The sequence below is a fragment of the Streptomyces lacrimifluminis genome (assembly GCF_014646095.1).
GTDB lineage: Bacteria > Actinomycetota > Actinomycetes > Streptomycetales > Streptomycetaceae > Streptomyces > Streptomyces lacrimifluminis.
This window is the reverse complement of record NZ_BMMU01000001.1, coordinates 480,657-501,977: the sequence shown is the minus strand read 5'-3', so window position 1 is coordinate 501,977 and position 21,321 is coordinate 480,657. Positions and strand designations below refer to the sequence as shown.

Below are 21,321 nucleotides of genomic sequence, written 5' to 3'. Positions count from 1 at the left end.
GAGCTGTGGGCAAGAGAAGGCGCGTCGCCGAGCGACGGAGTGCACGCAAGACCAGGCCCGCGGTGATCGGCGGGATGATCGCCGTGGTCGTCGGCGGCGCCGGCTTCGGCGGCTACGCGCTGTACGGCGGCGGAGCGGCGGCCGAGGACGGCTCCTCGACGGCGACGACGGCCGACGGGAAGCCGTCGGTGCCGACCGGCCCGGTGTCCGCGACCCAGGTCAAGACGGTCGCCACGCAGTTCCTGACGGCCTGGCAGACGGGCAAGGTCGCTGCCGCGGCGGCGTCGACGAACGACACCACGTCATCGGCTACGACCCTCCTCACCGGCTACACCAAGGACGCCCGCATCACCGGCGTCACGATCACACCGGGCACGGCCACGGGCGCCAAGGTCCCCTTCACCGTCAAGGGCACGGTGACCTACGGCGGCACGAGCAAGCCGCTGGCGTACGAGAGCGCCCTGACCGTGGTCCGGCGTACGTCCGACGGGAAGCCGCTGGTCGACTGGCACGCCTCGGTCGTCCACCCCGACCTGGCCGACGGCGACAGACTCCTCACCGGGGCGTCCGGCACCCCGCCGATCAAGGCCGTCGACCGGGACGGCGGTGAGCTGACGCTCGCCAAGTACCCGTCACTGGGCACGGTTCTGGACAGCCTCAGGGAGAAGTACGGCAAGAAGGCCGGCGGCAGGGCGGGCATCGAACTGCGCGTCGCGCGCGGTACGGCGTCCAAGGCGGCGAAGTCCGCCGACAAGACGCTGCTGGAACTGAGCAAGGGCACACCGGGCACCGTGAAGACGACGCTGAGCCCGGCCCTGCAGACGGCGGCGGAGGCACAGGTCGCGAAGAAGCCGAGGTCGTCGGTGGTGCTGATCCGCCCCTCGACGGGCGAGATCCTGGCGGTGGCGAACCAGTCGCACGGCTTCAACACCGCGTTCCAGGGCTCGTTGGCGCCGGGTTCGACGATGAAGGTGATCACGTCGTCACTGCTCATCGAGAAGGGGCTGGCGTCGGTGAACAAGGCACATCCCTGCCCGAAGTTCTTCACCTACGGCGGCTGGAAGTTCCAGAACGACGACAAGTTCGAGATCAAGGGCGGCACGTTCAAGGCGAGCTTCGCGCGCTCCTGCAACACCGCCTTCATCAGCCAGGCGAAGAAACTCGACAACGACAGCCTGACCAAGCAGGCGCAGCAGGTGTTCGGCCTCGGTATGAACGACTGGGCGATCGGCGTCTCGACCTTCGACGGGTCGGTGCCGGTGCAGTCGCAGGCGCAGATGGCGGCGTCGCTGATCGGGCAGGGCGGGGTGCGGATGAATCCGCTGAACATGGCGTCGGTGGCGGCGACCGTGAAGTCCGGGGTGTTCCGGCAGCCGTACCTGGTCTCGGCGGAGGTGGACGGACGCACCCTGGCGAAGGCGTCCCGGACGATGTCGTCGTCGACGCTGTCGCAGTTGCGGGAGCTGATGCAGTACACGGCGGGGTACGGGACGGCGGCCGAGGCGATGGCCGGGCTCGGCCCGGACTACGGGGCGAAGACGGGGTCGGCGGAAGTGGACGGCCAGGAGAAGCCGAACGGGTGGTTCACGGCGTACCGGGGAGATCTGGCGGGCGCGGGTGTGGTGGTCCAGGGTGGACACGGGGGGAGTACGGCGGGGCCGATCGTGGCGGCGCTGCTGAAGTCTGGGGAGTAGTCGGTTTCCCACCCACCCACCCGACTCGGCATGTCCATCAGGGCCCGGAGTCAGCTGGTGACCCGCGCTCCCGCCATATACGTACGCCGCAGAAACCTCATCAGCGTCTTCGACTCGAACTGCACCACCGACACACCCCCCGCCGCCGAGTGGAACTCGACCACCGCCTGCACCCGCCCGCACGGCCACACCCGTACCTCCCCCGACCCCACCGGCGCCCGCAGCCCCTCCTCCAGGAGGGACCGCGAGAACGTCCACTCGTGCGGGCCGGGCAGCCCGATGCGGACCGCGCGCGGATCCGCGTCCGGGTCGTAGCGCAGGACCACGGGGACCGCGTCGCGATCGTCGTCCTGTGTGTCCGTGACGATATGGGCTCGCGCGTACTGCTCGACTACGGACATCAGACGGCCCCTTACGCTGCGTGACCTGTGCAGAAGCTGTGTATCCGTTTCCGCTTCCTCTCCAATGTCGCATATTTTCCCAAATACGCAGCAAATTGCTTTCCCATCGCTCTTGCAAGACGTTCGCAACAAGCCACTATCATCGAACGGTGCATGTGCCCGATGGATTCATCAACGCCCCCGTCTCCGTAGCGGCCGGAGTCGTCGCCGCCGGTGCCGTCGCCGTGAGCCTGCGCGGCGCCCGGCGCGAGCTGGACGAACGGATCGCGCCGCTCGCCGGTCTCGTCGCCGCGTTCATCTTCGCCGTGCAGATGCTGAACTTCCCGGTCGCCGCCGGGACCAGCGGACATCTGCTCGGCGGTGCTCTGGCCGCGATACTCGTGGGCCCCTACACAGGGGTCCTGTGCGTGTCCGTCGTGCTGCTCATGCAGGGCATCCTCTTCGCGGACGGCGGCCTCACCGCGCTCGGCGTGAACATCACGGTCATGGCCGTCGTGACGACCGTCGTCGCCTACGCCACCTTCCGCGGACTGGTGAAGGTGCTCCCCAAGAAGCGCCGTTCCGTCACCGTCTCCGCCTTCGTCGCCGCCGCGCTCTCCGTACCGGCCGCCGCCCTCGCCTTCACCCTCGTCTACTCCGTCGGCGGCACGACGGACGTACCGATCGGCCGGGTCCTCACCGCGATGGTGGGCGTACACGTCCTGATCGGGCTCGGCGAGGCCGCGATCACCGCGTTCACCGTCGGCGCCGTCATCGCCGTACGCCCGGACCTCGTGTACGGCGCCCGGGGCCTGACCCAGAAGCTCCAGCTGCGCGTGAACGGCGAACTGGTCGACGCGACGCCCGAGCCACAGCCCGTGCCCCCCGCCCTCACGCCCTCTCACCGCACCCGCAACGTCTGGCTCACCGGCCTCGCCGCCTCCCTCGTCCTCGCCGGAGTCGTCAGCTTCTACGCCTCCGCCAGCCCCGACGGCCTGGAGAAGGTCGCCGCCGACAAGGGCATCGACGCCAAGGTCGAGGAGCACGCCGCCGCCGGCTCCCCGCTCGCCGACTACTCCGTCGAGGGCATCACCGACGGCCGGCTCTCCGGCGGCCTCGCCGGTGTGATCGGGGTCGGCGCCACGATCGTCGCCGGGACCGGCGTCTTCTGGACGGTGCGCAGGCGTCGTACCGACGAGGACACCCCGGCCGTCACTCCACGCGCGAGCGTCTGACATGGGCGCCGGCCACGCCCACCGGCTCTACCGGCACGCGCACTCCCCCGTGCACGCACTGCCGCCGCACACCAAGCTCGCCGCCGCGTTCACCTTCGTGATCGTGGTCGTCTCCACGCCCCGGGAGGCGGTGTGGGCCTTCGCCGCGTACGCCGTACTGCTGGCGGGGGTGGCCCGCGCCGCCCAGGTGCCCGCGGCCTTCCTGCTCAAGCGACTGCTGATCGAGATCCCCTTCGTCGCCTTCGCCGTGCTCATGCCGTTCGTGGCACAGGGCGAGCGGGTGGAGGTGCTGGGCATGTCGCTCAGCGTGAACGGCCTCTGGGGCGCCTGGAACGTGCTCGCCAAGGGCACCCTCGGCGTCGCCACCTCCGTACTCCTCGCCTCCACCACCGAACTGCGCGAACTCCTCCTCGGGCTGCAGCGCCTCAAGCTCCCGCCGCTGCTCGTGCAGATCGCCTCCTTCATGATCCGGTACGGCGATGTCATCGCCGACGAGATGCGGCGGATGCGGATCGCGCGGGAGTCCAGGGGGTTCGAGGCGAGCGGAGTCCGGCACTGGGGGGTGCTGGCGAAGTCCGCCGGAGCACTGTTCATCCGGTCGTACGAGCGGGGTGAGCGCGTACATCTGGCCATGATGAGCCGGGGATACACCGGGTCCATGCCCGTCATCGACGAGGTGACCGCGTCCCGGGCGCAGTGGTCGTACGCCTTCGCCCTGCCCGTCGCCGCGCTCGCCGTCTGTCTGCTGGGATGGTCCTTGTGACACCTTCACCGATCCAGCCACCGATCCCTTCGCCCGCCCCCTCCCTGGAGGTCTCCGGGCTCGCCTACGCCTATCCCGACGGCCACCAGGCGCTCTTCGGCGTCGACTTCTCCGTCGGGCGCGGGGAGCGGGTGGCGCTGCTGGGGCCCAACGGGGCCGGCAAGACGACGCTCGTGCTGCACCTCAACGGCATCCTCACCGGCGGGGCGGGGACCGTCACCGTGGCCGGGATGCCCGTCGGCAAGCGGCACATGGCCGAAATCCGACGCAAGGTCGGGATCGTCTTCCAGGACCCCGACGACCAGCTCTTCATGCAGACCGTCCGCGAGGACGTCGCGTTCGGGCCCGCCGCCGCGGGGATGAAGGGCGAGGAACTGGAGCGGCGCGTCCGTACCGCCCTCGGCCTGGTCGGTATGGCGGACTTCGCCGACCGGCCGCCGCACCATCTCTCCTTCGGGCAGCGGCGCCGGGTGGCGGTGGCGACCGTACTCGCCATGGAGCCCGAGATCCTCGTCCTCGACGAACCGTCCTCCAACCTCGACCCAGCCTCGCGCCGCGAACTGGCCGACATCCTGCGGTCGTTGGACGTCACGGTCCTCATGGTCACGCACGATCTGCCGTACGCCCTGGAGCTGTGCCCGCGTGCGCTGATCCTCAGCGAGGGCGTCATCGCCGCCGACGGACCCACCAACGACCTTCTCGGCGACGACGGCCTGATGCGCGCCCACCGCCTGGAACTGCCCTACGGCTTCGACCCGCGCTCCGTCCCGACCGCCCGCACTCCGTGACGCCGGGCGCGTGGACAATGGGCGCGTGATCGAACAAGAGGACGAGCACAACGACGCACACAGCCCCGGGTCGCCGCGCCTCGACGACCAGTTGTGCTTCGCGCTGTACGCGGCCCAGCGCGCGATGACCGCCGCCTACCGCCCGCTCCTGGACGAGCTGGGCCTCACCTACCCGCAGTACCTCGTGCTGCTGGTCCTGTGGGAGCGCGGCACGGTGACCGTGAAGGAGCTGGGGGCCGCCCTGTGCCTCGACTACGGCACGGTCTCGCCGCTGCTCAAGCGGCTGGAGGCGGCGGGACTCGTCCGCCGGGAGCGGTCGGTGCTGGACGAGCGGTCGGTGTCCGTCGGCGTCACCGGGCGGGGGGCGGAACTCCGGGAGCGCGCGGCGCGCGTACCGGGAGCACTGCTCGCGGCGACGGAACTGAGCGGGGGCGAGGTCGCGCGGTTGCGGGGCGAGCTGTGGGAGCTGGCGGAGCGGGCGCAGGGGGCGGCCGACCGGACCCGTTCGATCTGACGTCCCGCCACGGAGCCGAGGCCGACCACTGACCTGAGGTTACCGGCGGTTCCTACCCCCGGGTAATGGATACATCCCTACCAGCCGGTACCTTGTGCACGATGTAGTTGCGGCATTCGCAGTATCTACACATGTTCCTGTTGTCCGTTTTGGGGGAGGTTCTGCCGTGACTGACGCCGGTATCGACGTCGAGGCCCGTACCGAGGCCCTTACCGATACTCGTCCGGACACTCGTCCGACGAAGATCATGTACGTCGCCGAGGCCACCGCCCACGGCGGCCGGGACGGCGACGTCACCAGCCAGGACGGCCAGCTCGCGCTGAAGGTGGCGATGCCGCCGCAGCTGGGCGGCGACGGCAACGGCACCAACCCGGAACAACTGTTCGCCGCCGGTTACAGCTCCTGCTTCCACAACGCGCTGGTCCTGGTCGGCCGCCGCGAGGGCTACGACCTGACCGGCTCCACGGTCGCCGCGAAGGTCGGCATCGGCCCCAACAAGCAGCGCGGCTACGGCCTCGCGGTCGCCCTGAGCGTCTCGCTGCCGATCCTGGACCAGGACATCGCGGCCAAGCTCGTCGACGCGGCACACATGGTCTGCCCGTACTCCAACGCCACCCGCGACAACATCGATGTGACGATCATCCTGGGCTGATCCTCCTCACATCCTTCCGGGTCGAGGAATCGCGGGCAGCGGGCGCGCGTTGCACCGGCGTGGACTCGAACGTGGGTGTGGGCGTGAACGGCGTGGTGACCGAGGGCTTCGAGCCGGTCCGGGACGCGTTCGTACGGAACTTCGCGACCGGCGGGGAGCGCGGTGCCGCCGTCACCGTGTACCGGGACGGGCGCCGGGTCGTCGACCTGTGGGCCGGGGTACGGGACGTCGACGGGGACGCCGCCTCCGGCTCGGCGCTCTGGGAGCACGGCACCGCGCAGATCGTGCGCTCGGCGACGAAGGGCGTCGCCGCCGCAGTACTCCTCATGCTGGCCCAGCGAGGTGAGCTGGACCTTGACGCTCCCGTGGGCGAGTACTGGCCGGAGTTCAAGGCCGCGGGCAAGGAACGGGCCCTCGTGCGGCACCTGCTCGCGCACCGCGCGGGCGTCCCCGCGCTCGACCGGCCGCTCACTCCGGCGCAGGCCGCCGATCCCGCCCTCGGCGCCGCGGCGGTCGCGGCCCAGACGCCTGCCTGGGAACCGGGTACGGACCACGGGTACCACGCGCAGACGTACACCTGGCTGACGGGCGAGCTCGTACGGCGGGTCAGCGGGCGCCCGATCGGCGACTGGGTCGCCACGGAGATCGCCGGGCCGGCCGGCCTCGGCCTGTGGATCGGGCTGCCGGAAGCGGAGGCCGAGACGGGGCGCGTGGGCCGGGTGGGGCGGGTCCAGACACCGGAGACGGCTGGCCCCGGCCTCAGAACGCGCCCCAAGCGGTCCGTCGCCGACGCCTACGCCGACCCGGACTCCCTCACCAGCCGCGCCTTCGCCGCGATCACCCCGCCGCCGGACGAGAACGACCCCGCGTACCGGGCCGCCGCCCTCCCCGCCTCCAACGGCATCGCCACGGCCGACGGACTCGCCCGCTTCTACGCCTCCCTCATCGGCCAGGTCGACGACGGGACCCGCCTGTTCACCCCCGCGACGGTCGAACTGGGCCGGCGCGAACAGTCGGCGGGCCCGGACCGCGTCCTGGTCATCGGCACCCGCTTCGGCCTCGGCTACATGCTGCACGGCACCGCCTCACCGCTCCTGACCCCCGGCTCCTTCGGCCACCCGGGGCGCGGCGGCCCCCTCGGCTTCGCCGACCCCGACTCGGGCATCGCGTTCGGCTATGTGACGAACGGCTTCCGCAAGAGCGTGACGGCCGACGGGCGCGCGCAGGCGCTGGTACGGGCGGTGCGGGGGGTCGTGGGGCTGTAGGAGGAGGCGGGTCGGCCACCCGCCCACTCAGCCAGTCACTCACTTGGTCGCTCAGTGGCCCATCCACAGGCCTGTGGACTATCCAAGAGCAATGGACCTCGACCTGCGCCCCGACGCCTCGTCGATCTCGTCGTGGGCCTTCGTCAACAGCTTCATCGCCAGCTCGTTGAGGGCGCGGGCCCCGGCGATCTCCTCGCCGATCCGCGGCTGGTTCTCGTCGGACCGGTGACGGCTGGCGTACCCGTTGGCCCGTACCTCGCTCCCGTCGGCGAGCCGTACGAGGGCCGCGGCCCGTGTGCGCTGCTCGTCCTCCTCGAACTCCAGCTCGACATGCCATCCCACTGCGGTGTGCGTCATGACGATCACCTCCGGTACCGCTGCCTGCTTCCAGGGTGCTCCTGTCGACCCCCGCACGCACATGTGCCGCCTGCGCATCGTGGACCGCGCGTACCGGGGCCGCCGTCTCCGCGCGGCGTCCGTTGTGTGACGTTCGTCGCGATTACCCCGGGCGCGGGATGCGTGCTCACCCTCAGTCGTACGCTGCAAGAACCCCCGCACCGACCGCACCGACGCCAAGGAGTTGTCGTGCCCCATACCTCCGGCCGCCCCCGCCCCCACGGCAGCCGTTAACGGGCAACGGGCACGTTCCGATCATGCGCTGCTGTCTCTCCGCTCCCCTCGCCGCTCTGGCGGCGTTCCCCGCCCCCCGCGACCTCGTCCGATCCGGCGCGCTGCTCACGCCCGCCGTACTCCGGTCCGCGCTCGCCGCGCGCCGGGAACGCCTCACGCGCGCCGACGTCGTGACGGCCGTCAACCTTGAGCTGGTCACGCTCACCGAGGACAGTGCCGTCATCACCTGGTACACGGCAGTGCCAGGCACCGACGACGGTTTCGGCCACCTGGTCCCCGCGGTCACCGAGGGCGAGGTCGTGTACGGCACCCACCCCGCCCACCTCGACCGCACGGCTTCGGAGGGCCACCCGACCGCCCACCACTACGTCGAGCTGACGGACCTGGAACCGGGCCAGACGTACTACTACCAGGCCCGTTCGCGGGGCCGGGCGGCCACACCGACCCCGCTGCACCTGGTACGCGGCAACGCGGTGGGCACCTCCCTCCACGGCCTCGGCTCGCACGGCGGCCCCTACTCCTTCACGACCCCCCAACCGCCCCCCGGCCGGCACCTCCTCTCCATCGCGCTCTGCAACGACCTGCACCTCGGCGAGACCACTGCGGGCCGGGTGGCCGGCGTGCCGATGCTGCGCGGGGTCTCGCAGCGGCCCGGCCTCGACCCCTACCCGGAGATCATGAGCCGGGCCATGGTCGAGGAGGCCCACCGGCGCGGGGCGGACGTCCTGCTGGCGGCCGGGGACATCTCGGCGGCCGGGGCACCCCGGGACCTGGCCGAGGCCCGCCGCATCCTGGACGGTTTCGGCACCCACGGACGCGACTACTTCGTCGTCCGGGGCAATCACGACCGCCCGAGGCACCCCGACGACTCCTTCCGCGACGGATTCCTGGGCGGCGCCGACGGCCCCGGTTACTTCGCGCGCGACCTGGGCGGCCTGCGCCTGATCGGCCTGGACACCTACGAGAAGAACGGCAACGGTGGGGACGCGGGCGGGCTGAGTGCAGAGCAACTGGCCTGGCTTCAGGCCGACTTGAGGCGTGAGAGGGACCAGCCGACCGTTGTCTTCGGCCACCACCCGCTCACCACGCGGGACTCGGTCTTCCCCATGGGACGAGGTCAGCGTCTGGACCGTGGCCAGGCCCGCTCGATCGTCGACGCCTACGCCTCCTCCCCCGGTGTCTTCCTCCACCACGCGGGCCACACCCACCGCAACAAGCGCACGGTCCTGGCCGTCGCGCCGCACGTCACCCAGCAGGAGGTGAGCGCGGTCAAGGACTACCCGGGCGGCTTCTGCCTCCTGCGCGTCCACACCGGCGGCTACGCCCTCAACTACTACAAGAACAGCAGCGTTCCGGCCCGCGCCTGGGTCGAACGCAGTCGCCTCACGGCGGGCGGTCTGTGGCCGCACCACGCCCTCGGCCGCTCGGTGACCGACCGCAACAGCATGCGCCTCCACGATCTGTCCGGCGTCCGTGCTTACCTGCGCGGATGACAGGCACACCGGGCAACAGCCCCACCAGCACAGCCCTGTTCCGTATCCGCCCCCGCACGGAGGCCGACCTCGACGCGTGCGTGCGCGTCCTGGCGACCGTCCACGAGCAGAACGGCTACCCCGTCAACTGGCCCACCGACCCGGCCAGTTGGCTGACCCCACGGTCGCTGCTCGCGGTGTGGGTGGCGGAAGGGGAGGGGGAGGGTGGTCAGGGGATCGTCGGTCACATCGCCTTGTCCCGCAGCGAGGAGGGCGACGCGGCGGCGGCCTTGTGGAACCGGGGCCCGACGGCTGTGGTCAACCGGCTGTACGTCGATCCGGCGGCCCGTGGCCGGGGAGTCGGCGCGGCGCTGATGGAACGGGCGGTGGCGGAGGCCAACTCCCGCGCCCTGCACCCCGTACTGGAGGTGGCGTCGACGGACACGGCGGCGGCAGCCCTGTACGAGCGCCTGGGCTGGAAGCTGCTGGCGGCGGAGGTGGAGCAGGAGTGGGGCCCGGGCCAGCGGGTGAAGGTCCGTTGCTACGCGGCGCCGGGTAGGACGGGTTCGGCGCGTTCACCGGTTTCGGCGGGCTCACCGGGTTCGCCGCCGCGTTCGGCAGGTTCACCGGGTTCGGCTAGTCGCCAGACGCCAGGGAATTCCCTGACAGACAGCGCCCGCTGAGCCGGCGGACCTGTTCACCGTCAAGGACGCCCAGCTCACCGTGCCCGGCCGGCGGCGCCGCGAAGACCACCGTCACCGCCGACACGCGCAAGGGTGCCGTCGACGGTGTCTTCGGCGGCACCGTGCTGGCGTCGGGAGGCGGCCAGCAGGTGCGCACCGGTCTCGTCGTCGAGCGGGAGGTGGAGTCGTACAACGTCACGGTGCGGCACATCGACGCCGACGGGGCGAACCCGGCCACCTACGCGACGACGATCAACTCCGTCGGCGGGCAGGGCACCCGCACCGAGCTTCCGTACCGCGCGAACGGCACGGTGGTCCAGCGGCTGCCCAAGGGGTCCTACCAGCTGGACAGCCTGGTCTTCGCCGAGGACAACGAGGTGGGCTTCTTCGTCCAGCCGGTCCTGGAAGTGAACAAGAACGTCGCGGTCACCCTCGACTCCCGCAAGGCGAAGCCGTTGACGGTGAAGGCCCCGGATCCGGCCGCGAAGCTCGTCACCTCCATCGTCGGCTACTCCGACGATGCCGCGGGGGGCAACTCCTGGTCCACCAACGGGGTGCCGCCGATCCGCACCGCCGCCCTCGGCCCGGCTTCCGACACGATGCGGGCCCAGTTCAACGGCGTGTGGAAGACGCCCGGCAAGAACGCCGACTACCGGCTCGCGTTCCACCGCAAGGGGAGCTTCTTCACCGGCCTCAACCGCACCGTCACCCGGGCCGAGGTCGCCGAGGTGAAGCTCGGCTTCGGTGCCTCCGTGACCGGGGCCAAGGGCCAGGTCCACATCACGCCGCTGGACGAGGACGGGAGAAACATCGGCATAGGCGAACCGCAGGAGCAGAGCCTGCCGCTGGCCACCACGCACTACCTCAACACCGCCGGCGTGCGCTGGTCCTGGAGGGCCGCGCAGCTCAACGCCCGCAGCGAGGTGCGCATGGTCCACACGAAGGAGGAGGTGACCTACCGGCCGGGCTCCAGTCACACGCTGAAGTTCAACACCGGTGTGGTCGGCCCCGATCTCGGGGCGGGCAGCCCGTACCAGCAGGGCGCCGAGCGGATGGGGGACTCCATCCTCGCCATGGTCCCGCTGTTCAGCGACGGCACCGGCAACCTGGGGGCCTCGGCGGTCACCCGCGGCTTCACCCGGCTGGAATCCGGTGGGCGGATCCTCGCCGAGGGCCCGGCCACGGAATGGCTGAGCACCGAGGTTCCCGCCACCTCCGCCGCGTACCGCCTGACGGTCGAGGCGAGCCGTTCCGCCGCGGACACCTCCACCAGCACGAAGGTGGCAGGGGTGTGGACGTTCACCTCGGCCCGGCCGGCGTCGGGCACCACGGCCAGGCTGCCACTGTCGACGGTGCGGCTCGCACCGGCGCTGAGCCTGCGCGGAACGGCGCCGGCGGGCGGCACTCTCACGGTGCCGCTGAAGCTGAGCGGCCCGGCCGCCGCCACGGGGCAGGTCTCCACGCTGACCGTGAAGGTCTCCTTCGACGGCGGCCGGACCTGGAAACCGCTCACCGTGACGACCGCCGCGACGGGGGCGCGCTCCGTGAGCGTGAAGCACCCGGCGACCGCCAAGGCCGTGTCCTTCCTGGTGGACCTGAAGGACAAGGGCGGCAACACCACGCGCGAGACGATCACGAACGCCTACCGGCTCGCCCCGTGAGCTGACCCCACCACGGTGACCGTCGCCCGGCACCGATGAACGCTCCGGCCCGGTCCCCGCACCCGCGGGGGGCCGGGCGGAGCCATGTCCGGCCGACCGGCACGCGGTACTGGGCGAAACGGGCCGACGACCGTGCGGGACCGACAGCGTGCGCCCCCCTCAACGGCGCGTGCCAACCACCCCGGCCACCGCCCGGCATGCCTGGGCACCGCGCACAGCCTCACTCGTCGCGCCGACCCCGAACGCCCCCGGAGCCGACCACGCAGGCCCGGGCCCCGGCTACCCGGCGTGCGGCATCAGCCCGATCCCGCTGACGAGCAGCCCGGCCCCGGCGACCCTCGGCGCCCCGAACCGCTCCTTGAAGAACACGGCACCGGTCGCCGCCCCGACGGCGAGGTTCAGACAGCGGAGTCGGACGGGTCGCGTGTCTGGTCCTCTCCGGTCCCGGTCGCCTTCACGGGCTCAGCCCGCCGTCGACTGATTCCCGAGCGGGGCCGGGTGATGGCGTAGCCGAAAGCCGTCGCCAGTACGTACATGAGGACCGAGTAGACAGCACTGGGAACTGCCACCGTGGTGTTGTCGAGGACGCTCAGTGCGATGGTGAGGGCCACAGTGGTGTTGTGAATCCCCACCTCCATGGCGCTGGCGACAGCCTGAGGCTCACTCAGACGAAGGGCCCTGGCACCGCCGTAGCCGATACTGAGGCTCGCCAGGCAGAAGAGGCCGGTGACCAGGCCGACCTGGCGAAGGTAGTCCGCGAGGTTCTCCCGCTCTCCCAGCAGTGCCCCCAGGGACACCGCGACCAGGATGACGATGGAGAACACCCGGACCGGCCGGTCCGCTCGGGCGGCGAAGTCCGCGGAGCGTCTCCGGACGAGCATGCCGAGCCCGACCGGGATGAGCACGATGGCGATCACCTGCAACACCTTGCCGAACTGCAGTCCCAGGTCGCCCTCGGCATCGAAGTAGTTGATGGCCAGGTTGGTGATGAGGGGAATGGTGACGGCTGCCAGCACGGAATTGATCGCGGTGAGGGTGACGTTGAACGCCACATCCCCCCGGAACAGGTGGCTGAAGAGATTGGCGGTGGTGCCGCCCGGCGACGCGGCCAGCAGCATCACGCCCACGGCGAGCAGCGGGTCCACGTCGAAGATCTCGACCAGCCCGAAGGCGAGCAGCGGCAGCACCACTATCTGCACGATCAGGGCGAAAACAACCGCTTTCGGGGACCGGGCGACGCGCCTGAAGTCGGCGGTGGTGAGCGAGAGCCCGAGGCCGAACATGATGATGGCGAGCGCGACGGGCAAGCCGGTCGTGATCAGCGGTGAATCGTTCATGCCCCACGCTTCCTGGATGACAGGCAGCGGAGACTGCGAAATGCCGCCGCACGGCCCGTAGGTCGCCACAGTGAAGCAGTTGCCAAGTCCCTGTCACAAGGCTTGAGCTGGACAGGGCCATGTGTGAGGGCAGAAACGGCACCGCGGCCAGCCCCGAATCAGCATTCCGCCGCCCGCGATGAGCGTGAACCCGACCAGCTTGTCGGTGATGCGGTGCGCGAGCGCGTTCCAGCAGGCGTACGTGACGCCGGCGAGCAGTACGGCGGCGGTCACGAAGCCGCCGACTCGCGTACGTCCACGAGGGTCGCGCCGGCGTGGGCGATCAGGGCCTTCGGCTCCATGGGGAACACGGTGTACGGGGTACCGGCGGCGGCCCAGACGACGTCGTGCTCCAGCAGCGAACGGTCCGCGAGCACACGGGTCCTGGTCCGGTGCCCGAAGGGCGGCACGCCCCCGATGGCGTACCCGGTGGTCTCCCGTACGACGTCCACCTTGGCGCGGGTGACCTTCGCGGCCATGAGTTCGCGCCGGACGAGCTCGACGTCGACGCGGGAGGCGCCGTCCATGAGGACGAGCACCGGGACCCCGTCGGCGGAGAAGATCAGCGACTTGCAGATCTGGCTCAGCTCGCACCCGATCGCGGCGGCGGCCTCGGCGGCGGTACGCGTCTCGTCCGGGAACCGGCGGATACGGGAGTGGAGTTCGCTGAGGCCCAGCTCATCGAGAGCCTCGGCGAAACGGGAAGACGTGGTCATGCCCGGCACGTTAGCTGGCGGACAGATGCGTCACGAACGAATTCCACGTGGTGGGAGCGAGGGTCAGGTGCGGGGTGCTGGTGGGGGTGGGGGACTTGGAGTCCCGGATGTGGATGGCGTGCGGGGTGGTGGCTACTTCCACGCAGTCACCGGGTTCGCTGGTGTCGCTGTAGGTGCTCTTGAACCAGCGGAGTTCCGAGGTGCTCATAACGCTCCAAGCGCTCCCTCGACGAAGGCCAGTGACTCTCTCGGCGGGAGAGCCTGCGCCCGAATCATCCCATAGCGCAGTTCAAGGACCCGAAGATCCCTGGGACTTGAGACCGGGCGGCCGTTGAACGCGCTCATACCCACCTCCAACGGCGACCCGTACCCGAACGGCACTGCGGACAGCCGGGACAGACAGGACAGACCGCGGCGCGTTACCCACAAGGATGCTCTGCACCCGAACAGCAACGTTTCGCCACATACCTGAGCCATATGCTCGCCACCGTTTGCGTGGAGACCCGCGCCCCGGACAGGGCGGGACTCTTCGAGGAATTCACCGACCAGGGCCTGGACAAGACCAAGGCCTTCGAGATCCGGAGGCAACTCTTGGCCACCGAAACCTCGTTCTTCACGTCGTCGCTGTCGCAGGAACTCCGCGAAAAGGGGGAAGTCCGGGGGGAGGTCCGCAGGGCTACCACCAACCTCCTTGAGCTCCTCGAAGGCCGTGGCATTCCCGTCTCCGACGCCGAGCGCGAGCAGATCACCTCGTGCGACGACCTCGACACCCTTGGTCGCTGGTTCCGTCGCGCCATCACCGCAGCCTCCACCGCCGAGGTGTTCGCCTAAGTACCAGTCGGTGCCGAGTACACGGCCTCGACGGGCCGGATCCGTTCGTCGGTCTGGGCGGCAGGAAAGAAAGAGGCCGGTGAGGGCTCCCCGTCCCCACGGGGCCCTCACCGGCCGGTTTCCTCAGAGGCAGTACGTCAGACGCGTACCAGCTCCCGGTCCTCGTCCTTCGGACGGTTGTCGTCGTCCAGGGTGCGCAGCCCCTCGCCCTCCACGTCGACGTTGGGGAGTACGCGGTCCAGCCACCTCGGGAGCCACCACGCCCGCTTGCCGAGCAGGGCCAGGACGGCCGGAACTATCGCCATGCGGACCACGAACGCGTCGAAGAAGACCGCGATCGCCAGGCCGAAGCCGAAGAGCTTGATCATCGACTCGCTGGAGCTGATGAAGCCGCCGAAGACGGCCATCATGATGATCGCGGCGGCGACCACGACCCGGGCGCTGTGCTTGAAGCCGGTCACCACGGCGTTCGACGGCGACTCGCCGTGGACGTACGCCTCCCGCATCCGGGTCACGAGGAACACCTCGTAGTCCATGGCGAGACCGAAGACCACGCCGACCATGAAGATCGGCACCATCGACATGATCGGACCGGTCTCCTCGACGCCGAGCAGGCCGCTCAGCCAGCCCCACTGGAAGACCGCGACCACGGCACCGAGCGCGGCGAGGACGCTGAGCAGGAAGCCCAGGGCCGCCTTGAGCGGGACCAGGATGGAGCGGAAGACCAGGATCAGGAGGAGGAAGGCGAGGCCGACCACCAGGCCCAGGTAGGGGATCAGGGCGTCGTTGAGCTTCTGCGAGAAGTCGATGTTCATCGCGGTGGTGCCCGTGACCAGCGCGGTCGCACCGGTCTCGGCCTTGACCTCGGCGCTCTGGTCGCGGATCGCGTGGACCAGGCTCTCGGTCTGGGTCGAGGACGGCTTGGAGTCCGGGATCACGGTGATCGTCGCGGTGTCGCCGGCCTTGTTGAACTGAGCCGGGGCGACCGTGACGACGTCCTTGAGGCCCTTGATCCTGTCGACCAGCTTGTCGACGCCGGCCTGGGGGTCGGCGGTGCCCTGGGCGTCGTACACGACCATCAGGGGACCGTTGAAGCCGGGGCCGAAGCCCTCCGACAGCAGGTCGTACGCCCTGCGCTGCGTCGTGGACGTCGACTGCGAGCCGTCGTCGGGCAGGCCCAGCTCCAGCTGGGTGACCGGGAGCGCGATGGCACCCAGACCGAGCACGCTGAACATCAGTACGGCGACCGGCCGGCGGATGACGAAGCGCGCCCACCGGGTGCCCATGTTGGGCCCGACCGGCTTGGCCTCGCCTTCCTGGCCCTTCTGGCTCTTCTCGCTCTTCTCGCTCTTCCTGGCCTTCTTCTGGCCCGCCGGCTGGATCTTCCCGCCCGCGTATCCGAGCAGCGCCGGGATCAGGGTCAGTGCGATGAGCACGGCGACCACGACCGTGCCGGACGCGGCGAGGCCCATCTTGGTCAGCATCGGGACGTTGACGACCGCGAGGCCCGCCAGGGCGATCACGACGGTGAGGCCCGCGAAGACCACGGCCGAGCCGGCGGTGCCGGTGGCGCGGCCCACCGCCTCCTCGCGGTCGCGGCCGTCCGCCAGTTCGCCGCGGTACCGGGAGACGATGAACAGCGCGTAGTCGATACCGACCGCGAGCCCGATCATCAGCGCGAGCGTGGACGTGCTGTCGCCGAGGTCGAGCGCGTTGGCGAGCGAGGTGATGGTGGCGCCGGCGATACCGACGCCGATGATCGCCGTCAGCAACGGCAGTCCGGCCGCGACCAGCGAGCCCAGAGTGATGACGAGGACGACCGCGGCGATGGCGATGCCGATGGCCTCGCCGATCGCGCCCGGCTCGGCGGCTGCCTGCAGAGCGTCGCCGCCGACGTCGACGGTCAGACCGGTGGCCCGGGCCTCGGCTCCGGCCTTCTCCAGGGCATCGGTGGTCGACTCCGCGAGCTCCATGCCGGGCAGCTTGTACTGCACCGACGTGTAGGCGACCGTTCCGTCCTTGCTGACGGCGTTCGTCGTGAACGGGTCGGAGACTGAGACGACTTCGGAGCTGTCGCCCAGTTGCTTGACGGTCTTCTCGACGGTCGCCCTGTTGGCGGCGTCCGTCATCTTCTGGCCCTCGGGCGCCTTGAAGACCATACGGCCGGTCGCCCCGTCGGCACTGGCCCCGGGGAACCGCTGTTCCAGCAGGTCGAAGGCCTTCTGGGCCTCCGTACCCGGGATGGAGAAGGAGGTCGTGCCCGCGGTGGGCGCGCTGGCAGCGCCGACTCCCGCGAGCGTGAGCAGCGCCACCCAGAACAGGGCGACCACATGCCGGCGCCTGAAGGCGAGTCGGCCGAGTTTGTAGAGGAACGTGGCCACGAGGGGCTACTCCCGGTCAGGTCGTTGAACAGCAACAGGGCAGGTTTGATCGGCCTGTTGGGGCGCAGGAGTGATCAGCCCGACGGCGTGAGCGGTCGCGTCAGGTACAAGAGGAGTGGTTCGGAGGGAGGAGGGGCAGGCAGCCTTACGGGACCGGCACACCGAGGGCGGGGAGCACCACGGCGTCGATGTAGTCACGCAAGTAGGCCTGGGTCGGAGGCTGTTCGTCGATGAGCGTGCGGGCCACGAAGCCGCCGATCATCATGTGCAGCACATAGCCGATCGCCGGGTTGTCCGCGCTGACCTCACCGCGGTCGATCGCACGCTGCAGCACTTTGTGGAACTCGGCCATCTCCGGCTCGATGAGCAGTTCCCGGAACGCCTGGAGGAGATCCGGATTGGCGTGGATCGCCATGCCCAGGGCCCGCATCAGCGCGGAGCTCTGTTCCATGGCGCAGTCGTCCTCCCGGACCAGCAGGGCCTGGAAGTCGCCGCGCAGGGACCCGGTGTCGATGTCGGTGAGGGCGAGACCTCCCGGCTTGCTGTGCCGCAGCGCCCTGACCACCAGTTCGGCCTTGCCGCCCCACTGGCGGTAGAGCGTGGCCTTGCTGGACTTCGTACGGGCGGCGACGGCGTCCATGGTGAGGGCCTCGTAGCCGACTTCCCGGAGCAGGTCGAGCGTGGCGCCGTACAGCTCGGCCTCGCGCTCGGGCGTGATCCGACTACGACGCGCCGTTGCGACCTCGGTCATGCCACTCACCCTTTCCGGATCCGGTTTCGGACGACACCGTTTCGTCCAGCTCCGCCCTACGTCAATGAACATACCCTGAGAATCATAGAAACGAAACCGTTTCGTACGTGTCCTCGCTCACGGATGACATCCGGGCCCGGTCATGAACCGGATATTTCATGGATTCGACGGAAAAACAGACGCGTCCGAAGTTGCTGGGGTCCCGTTCCCGGAAAAGCATGGGGAGGTGAGCTATCTGCGCCTGCCCCACCTCAGCGGTGACCTGCTGTGCTTCGTCGCCGAGGACGACCTCTGGCTCGCCCGCCTCGACCCGGACGCAGGAGGACCCGGCTCGGCCGGCGACTGCCGTGCCTGGCGGCTCACCGTCGACCGTACGAAGGTCGGGCACCCGCGTTTCTCGCCCGACGGCCGGCACATCGCGTACACGAGCTGGCGCAGTCTCGTGCCCGAGATCCACCGGGCGCCGGTGGACGGCGGCCCCGCGCGGCGGCTCACCTACTGGGGCAGTGCCGACACCCAGGTCTGCGGCTGGTCCCCGGACGGCGACATCCTCGCCGTCGCCTCCCACGGCCAGCCCTTCTCCTACTTCACCTGGGCCTACAGCGTCCCGGCGGGCGGCGGCCCCGGCGGCCGGCTCCCCTGGGGCCCCGTCTCCGACATCCAGGTCGCGGACATCGGAGGGGAGCGAAAGACCCTCCTCCTCACGGGCACCCCGCCCCACGAACCGGCCGCCTGGAAGCGCTACCGGGGCGGCGCGACCGGCCGCCTCTGGCTGCACGGCGAACGACTGCTCCCCGACCTCGACGGCCACCTCCACTCCCCCATGTTCGTCGGCGACCGCATCGCCTTCCTCTCCGACCACGAGGGCGTCGGCAACCTGTACTCGTGCGCGTACGACGGTTCCGGCCTGCGCCGCCACACCGACCACGACGCCTTCTACGCCCGGCACGCGTCCAGCGACGGCACCCGGGTCGTGTACCAGAGCGCGGGCGACCTGTGGATCGTCGACGACCTCGCCGCCGACTCCCTCCCCCGCCGCCTCGACGTACGGCTCGGCGGGCCGCGCGCGGGCCGCCGTACGTACCAGGTACCCGCCGCGCAGCACGTCGACGGCATCTCGGTCGACGAGACGGGCCGCGCGAGCGCCGTCGTCGTCCGCGGCAGCCTGTACTGGCTGACGCATCGGGACGGCCCGGCCCGGACGATCACGGACACACCCGGCGTACGGGTCCGGCTGCCCGAGATGCTCGGCTCGGGCGGGCAGGTCGCGTACGTCACGGACGCCGAGGGCGAGGACGCGATCGAGATCGCCTACCTGCCGAGGGCCAGCGGGGAGCGGGAGCCTAGGCGACTGGCGTCGGGCCGGCTGGGCCGGGTGCTGGAACTGGTGTCCGACCCGGCGGGCGAACGCCTCGCCGTCGCCGCCCACGACGGCCGCCTTCTCCTCCTGGACGCCACCGAGGAGTCGAACGGCGAGGTCACCGAGCTGATCTGCTCCCTCAACGGCCCCGTCACGGACCTCGCCTTCTCCCCGGACGGCGCCTGGCTCACCTGGTCGCACCCCGGCATCGGCCGCTCCCTGCGCCAGATCAAGATGGCCCGCATAAAGGACCGCCTGATCGTCGACGTCACCAACGGCCGCTTCGAGGACGAGAACCCGGTCTTCACCAGGGACGGCCGCTATCTCGCCTTCCTCTCCTGGCGCGGCTTCGACCCCGTGTACGACGTCCACACGGGCGACCTCTCCTTCCCGCTCGGCTGCCGCCCCTACCTCGTCCCCCTCTCCTCCGCCACCCCCTCTCCCTTCGCCCTCTCTCCCGACGGGCGACCGGCCGCCGGTGGCCTGGACCCCGCCGAGAACGAGGGCGCCGACGGCACGGTGACCGTCGAGGCCGAGGGCCTGGAGAGCCGGGTGACGCCCTTCCCGGTCGCCGCCTCCAAGTACTCTGCGCTGTACCCGGTCGCGGGCGGCGGACTGGTGTGGCTGCGCTGGCCGATCTCGGGCGCGCTGGGCGAGACGTTCGCGAACCCGGACGACACGAGCGGCCGGCCGACGCTGGAGCACTTCAACCTCAGCAAGGGCAAGAAGTCCGAACTCGTCGGCCACCTCGACTGGTTCGCGGTGAGCGGCGACGCCTCCAGGCTGGTCGTCGTGGACGACGACGAGCTGCGCGCGGTGCCGTCCACCGACCCGGGCGACGGCGACACGACCGTCTGGATCGACCTGCGCCGGGTCCTGCACGAGGTCGACCCGCCGGCGGAATGGCGCCAGTCGTACGAGGAGGCGGGCCGTCTGATCCGCGCCTACTTCTGGGAACCCGAGATGTGCGGCATCGACTGGGACGCGGTGCTGGAGCAGTACCGCCCGCTCGTCGAACGGGTCGCGTCCCCCGACGAGTTCGCGGACCTGCTCCGGGAGGTCCTGGGCGAACTGGGCACGTCCCACGCGTACGTGACGGCCGCCCGCCGCAACGAGGGCCCGCCCCACTACCAGCGCAGGCAGGGCCTGCTGGGCGCCAACTTCGTTCGCAGGGAAGGCGGTTGGATGCTCGACCGGATCCTCCCCGGCGACTCCTCCGACTCCAAGGCCCGCTCCCCGCTGGCCGGTTCGGGAATCCGGGAGGGCGCGCTGCTCACCCATGTGGACGGGCGCCCGGTGGACCCGGTGACGGGCCCGTTCCCGTTGCTCGCGGGAGCGGGCGGTACGACGGTGGAACTGACGTTCACCGCGGCGGAGGACGCTCCGGCCGAGGGCGCGGGCAGGGCGCGGAGGGTCGCGGTGGTCCCCCTCGTCGACGAACGTCCGCTGCGGTACCAGGACTGGGTGGCCAAACGCCGGGAAGTGGTACGGGAGTTGAGCGGCGGACGGTGCGGCTACCTGCACATCCCCGACATGGGCGGCTCGGGCTGGGCCCAGTTCAACCGCGACCTGCGCATGGAGGTGTCGAGGCCCGCCCTCATCGTCGACGTGCGCGGCAACGCCGGCGGCCACATCAGCGAACTGGTGGTGGAGAAGCTGACGCGCACGATCCTGGGCTGGGACCTCACCCGCAACGCCCAGCCGGTCTCGTACGCCTCGAACGCCCCCCGGGGGCCGGTGGTCGCCCTCGCCGACGAGGCGACGTCCTCCGACGGCGACATGATCACGGCGGCTTTCAAGCTGCTGGAACTGGGCCCCGTGGTGGGCCAACGGACCTGGGGCGGAGTGGTCGGCATGACCGGCCGCCACCGCCTGGGCGACGGCACGGTGATCACGGTCCCGATGAACGCGGCCTGGTTCGACACCTACGGCTGGACCGTGGAGAACCAGGGCGTGGCCCCGGACCTGGAGGTCCTGCGCACCCCGCTGGACTGGGCAGAGGGCCGCCACGTCGAAACGGACGACGCCATCCGACTGGCCCTGGCCCTCCTGGACACCCACCCCGCGGCAACACCCCCGGACTACACCGAGGTCCCGAACAGAGCCAGACCAAAACTCCCGCCACGTTCTTGATCCGGGCGGCGTTCCCCCACCCACCCGCACCCGACA

General features: G+C 70.5%; 20 protein-coding genes and 3 pseudogenes. 13 read left to right on the top strand and 10 right to left on the bottom strand.

The annotated features are described in order from the left end of the window. The first annotated feature begins 5 nt into the window (after positions 1-5). Positions 6-1,694, top strand: a complete 1,689-nt coding sequence (locus IEY89_RS02335) for a penicillin-binding transpeptidase domain-containing protein (protein ID WP_189145499.1) — start codon at positions 6-8, stop codon at positions 1,692-1,694. A 50-nt stretch (positions 1,695-1,744) separates the two neighbouring features. Here IEY89_RS02335 and IEY89_RS02330 read toward each other — a convergent pair whose 3' ends face one another. Continuing rightward, a complete protein-coding gene (locus IEY89_RS02330; RefSeq protein WP_189145498.1) occupies positions 1,745-2,095 on the bottom strand; it encodes an SsgA family sporulation/cell division regulator in 351 nt (116 codons plus the stop codon). Between the two features lie 149 nt (positions 2,096-2,244). On the opposite strand from IEY89_RS02330, the gene IEY89_RS02325 reads away from it, so the two are divergent. The 6 genes from IEY89_RS02325 to IEY89_RS02300 all read left to right on the top strand — a co-directional run bounded on the left by IEY89_RS02325 (position 2,245) and on the right by IEY89_RS02300 (position 7,291). Next, the gene (locus IEY89_RS02325) at positions 2,245-3,309 is read left to right on the top strand and encodes an energy-coupling factor ABC transporter permease (RefSeq protein ID WP_189145497.1); all 1,065 of its coding nucleotides are present in this window, start codon (positions 2,245-2,247) and stop codon (positions 3,307-3,309) included. Between the two features lies 1 nt (position 3,310). Next, the gene (gene cbiQ / locus IEY89_RS02320; RefSeq protein ID WP_189145496.1) at positions 3,311-4,072 is read left to right on the top strand and encodes a cobalt ECF transporter T component CbiQ; all 762 of its coding nucleotides are present in this window, start codon (positions 3,311-3,313) and stop codon (positions 4,070-4,072) included. Beyond that, positions 4,060-4,860 (top strand): energy-coupling factor ABC transporter ATP-binding protein, encoded by an 801-nt coding sequence (locus tag IEY89_RS02315; RefSeq protein WP_189145495.1) that lies wholly within the window; start codon positions 4,060-4,062, stop codon positions 4,858-4,860. The genes cbiQ and IEY89_RS02315 overlap by 13 nt, the downstream gene beginning before the upstream one ends. A 25-nt stretch (positions 4,861-4,885) precedes the next feature. Beyond that, positions 4,886-5,374, top strand: coding sequence for a MarR family winged helix-turn-helix transcriptional regulator (locus IEY89_RS02310; protein ID WP_189145494.1), 489 nt, complete (start codon positions 4,886-4,888; stop codon positions 5,372-5,374). Positions 5,375-5,621: 247 nt separating this feature from the next. Further along, positions 5,622-6,026 (top strand): organic hydroperoxide resistance protein, encoded by a 405-nt coding sequence (locus IEY89_RS02305; RefSeq protein WP_189145691.1) that lies wholly within the window; start codon positions 5,622-5,624, stop codon positions 6,024-6,026. Positions 6,027-6,103: 77 nt separating this feature from the next. Next, complete coding sequence (locus IEY89_RS02300; RefSeq protein WP_189145690.1) at positions 6,104-7,291, top strand: serine hydrolase domain-containing protein; 1,188 nt, start codon at positions 6,104-6,106, stop codon at positions 7,289-7,291. 78 nt (positions 7,292-7,369) lie between these two features. On the opposite strand, the gene IEY89_RS02295 is transcribed toward IEY89_RS02300, so the two are convergent. Beyond that, entirely contained in the window at positions 7,370-7,648 is a 279-nt protein-coding gene (locus tag IEY89_RS02295) for a DUF1876 domain-containing protein (RefSeq protein ID WP_189145493.1), read from the bottom strand. Between IEY89_RS02295 and IEY89_RS41455 the strand changes: the two genes are divergently transcribed. The 4 genes from IEY89_RS41455 to IEY89_RS02280 all read left to right on the top strand — a co-directional run bounded on the left by IEY89_RS41455 (position 7,647) and on the right by IEY89_RS02280 (position 11,737). Further along, on the top strand, positions 7,647-7,778 hold the full coding sequence (locus IEY89_RS41455; RefSeq protein WP_268240715.1) for a hypothetical protein: 132 nt from the start codon (positions 7,647-7,649) through the stop codon (positions 7,776-7,778). The two genes, IEY89_RS02295 and IEY89_RS41455, sit on opposite strands and share 2 nt — an antisense overlap. 166 nt (positions 7,779-7,944) lie before the next feature. Beyond that, complete coding sequence (locus tag IEY89_RS02290; RefSeq protein ID WP_189145492.1) at positions 7,945-9,414, top strand: purple acid phosphatase family protein; 1,470 nt, start codon at positions 7,945-7,947, stop codon at positions 9,412-9,414. After that, positions 9,411-10,076 carry a GNAT family N-acetyltransferase gene (locus IEY89_RS02285; RefSeq protein ID WP_189145491.1) on the top strand — a complete coding sequence of 222 codons (666 nt, stop codon included), beginning with the start codon at positions 9,411-9,413 and terminating at the stop codon, positions 10,074-10,076. The genes IEY89_RS02290 and IEY89_RS02285 overlap by 4 nt, the downstream gene beginning before the upstream one ends. A 122-nt stretch (positions 10,077-10,198) precedes the next feature. Then, positions 10,199-11,737 carry a hypothetical protein gene (locus IEY89_RS02280; protein ID WP_189145490.1) on the top strand — a complete coding sequence of 513 codons (1,539 nt, stop codon included), beginning with the start codon at positions 10,199-10,201 and terminating at the stop codon, positions 11,735-11,737. A gap of 279 nt (positions 11,738-12,016) precedes the next feature. Here the strand turns inward: IEY89_RS02280 and IEY89_RS40340 are convergent. The 6 genes and pseudogenes from IEY89_RS40340 to IEY89_RS40330 all read right to left on the bottom strand — a co-directional run. Next, positions 12,017-12,130, bottom strand: a pseudogene (locus IEY89_RS40340) (EamA family transporter); the annotation flags it as partial. Between the two features lie 5 nt (positions 12,131-12,135). After that, positions 12,136-13,074: a bile acid:sodium symporter family protein gene (locus IEY89_RS02275; RefSeq protein WP_189145489.1), complete on the bottom strand. Its 939-nt coding sequence runs from the start codon at positions 13,072-13,074 to the stop codon at positions 12,136-12,138. A gap of 130 nt (positions 13,075-13,204) precedes the next feature. Further along, positions 13,205-13,347 (bottom strand): annotated as a pseudogene (locus IEY89_RS40335) (EamA family transporter); the annotation flags it as partial. After that, on the bottom strand, positions 13,344-13,829 hold the full coding sequence (locus tag IEY89_RS02270) for a YbaK/EbsC family protein (protein WP_189145488.1): 486 nt from the start codon (positions 13,827-13,829) through the stop codon (positions 13,344-13,346). The gene IEY89_RS02270 and the pseudogene IEY89_RS40335, both read right to left, overlap by 4 nt. 10 nt (positions 13,830-13,839) lie before the next feature. Further along, entirely contained in the window at positions 13,840-14,037 is a 198-nt protein-coding gene (locus IEY89_RS02265; RefSeq protein WP_189145487.1) for a DUF397 domain-containing protein, read from the bottom strand. After that, a pseudogene (locus IEY89_RS40330) lies at positions 14,034-14,171 on the bottom strand (transcriptional regulator); the annotation flags it as partial. The pseudogene IEY89_RS40330 and the gene IEY89_RS02265, both read right to left, overlap by 4 nt. Before the next feature lie 135 nt (positions 14,172-14,306). On the opposite strand from IEY89_RS40330, the gene IEY89_RS02260 reads away from it, so the two are divergent. After that, complete coding sequence (locus IEY89_RS02260) at positions 14,307-14,660, top strand: hypothetical protein (RefSeq protein WP_189145486.1); 354 nt, start codon at positions 14,307-14,309, stop codon at positions 14,658-14,660. Positions 14,661-14,797: 137 nt separating this feature from the next. On the opposite strand, the gene IEY89_RS02255 is transcribed toward IEY89_RS02260, so the two are convergent. Beyond that, positions 14,798-17,041: an MMPL family transporter gene (locus tag IEY89_RS02255; RefSeq protein WP_189145485.1), complete on the bottom strand. Its 2,244-nt coding sequence runs from the start codon at positions 17,039-17,041 to the stop codon at positions 14,798-14,800. A gap of 145 nt (positions 17,042-17,186) precedes the next feature. Next, positions 17,187-17,792, bottom strand: a complete 606-nt coding sequence (locus IEY89_RS02250; protein WP_189145484.1) for a TetR/AcrR family transcriptional regulator — start codon at positions 17,790-17,792, stop codon at positions 17,187-17,189. A gap of 226 nt (positions 17,793-18,018) precedes the next feature. On the opposite strand from IEY89_RS02250, the gene IEY89_RS02245 reads away from it, so the two are divergent. Beyond that, a complete protein-coding gene (locus IEY89_RS02245; RefSeq protein ID WP_189145483.1) occupies positions 18,019-21,285 on the top strand; it encodes a S41 family peptidase in 3,267 nt (1,088 codons plus the stop codon). Positions 21,286-21,321 lie beyond the last annotated feature (36 nt).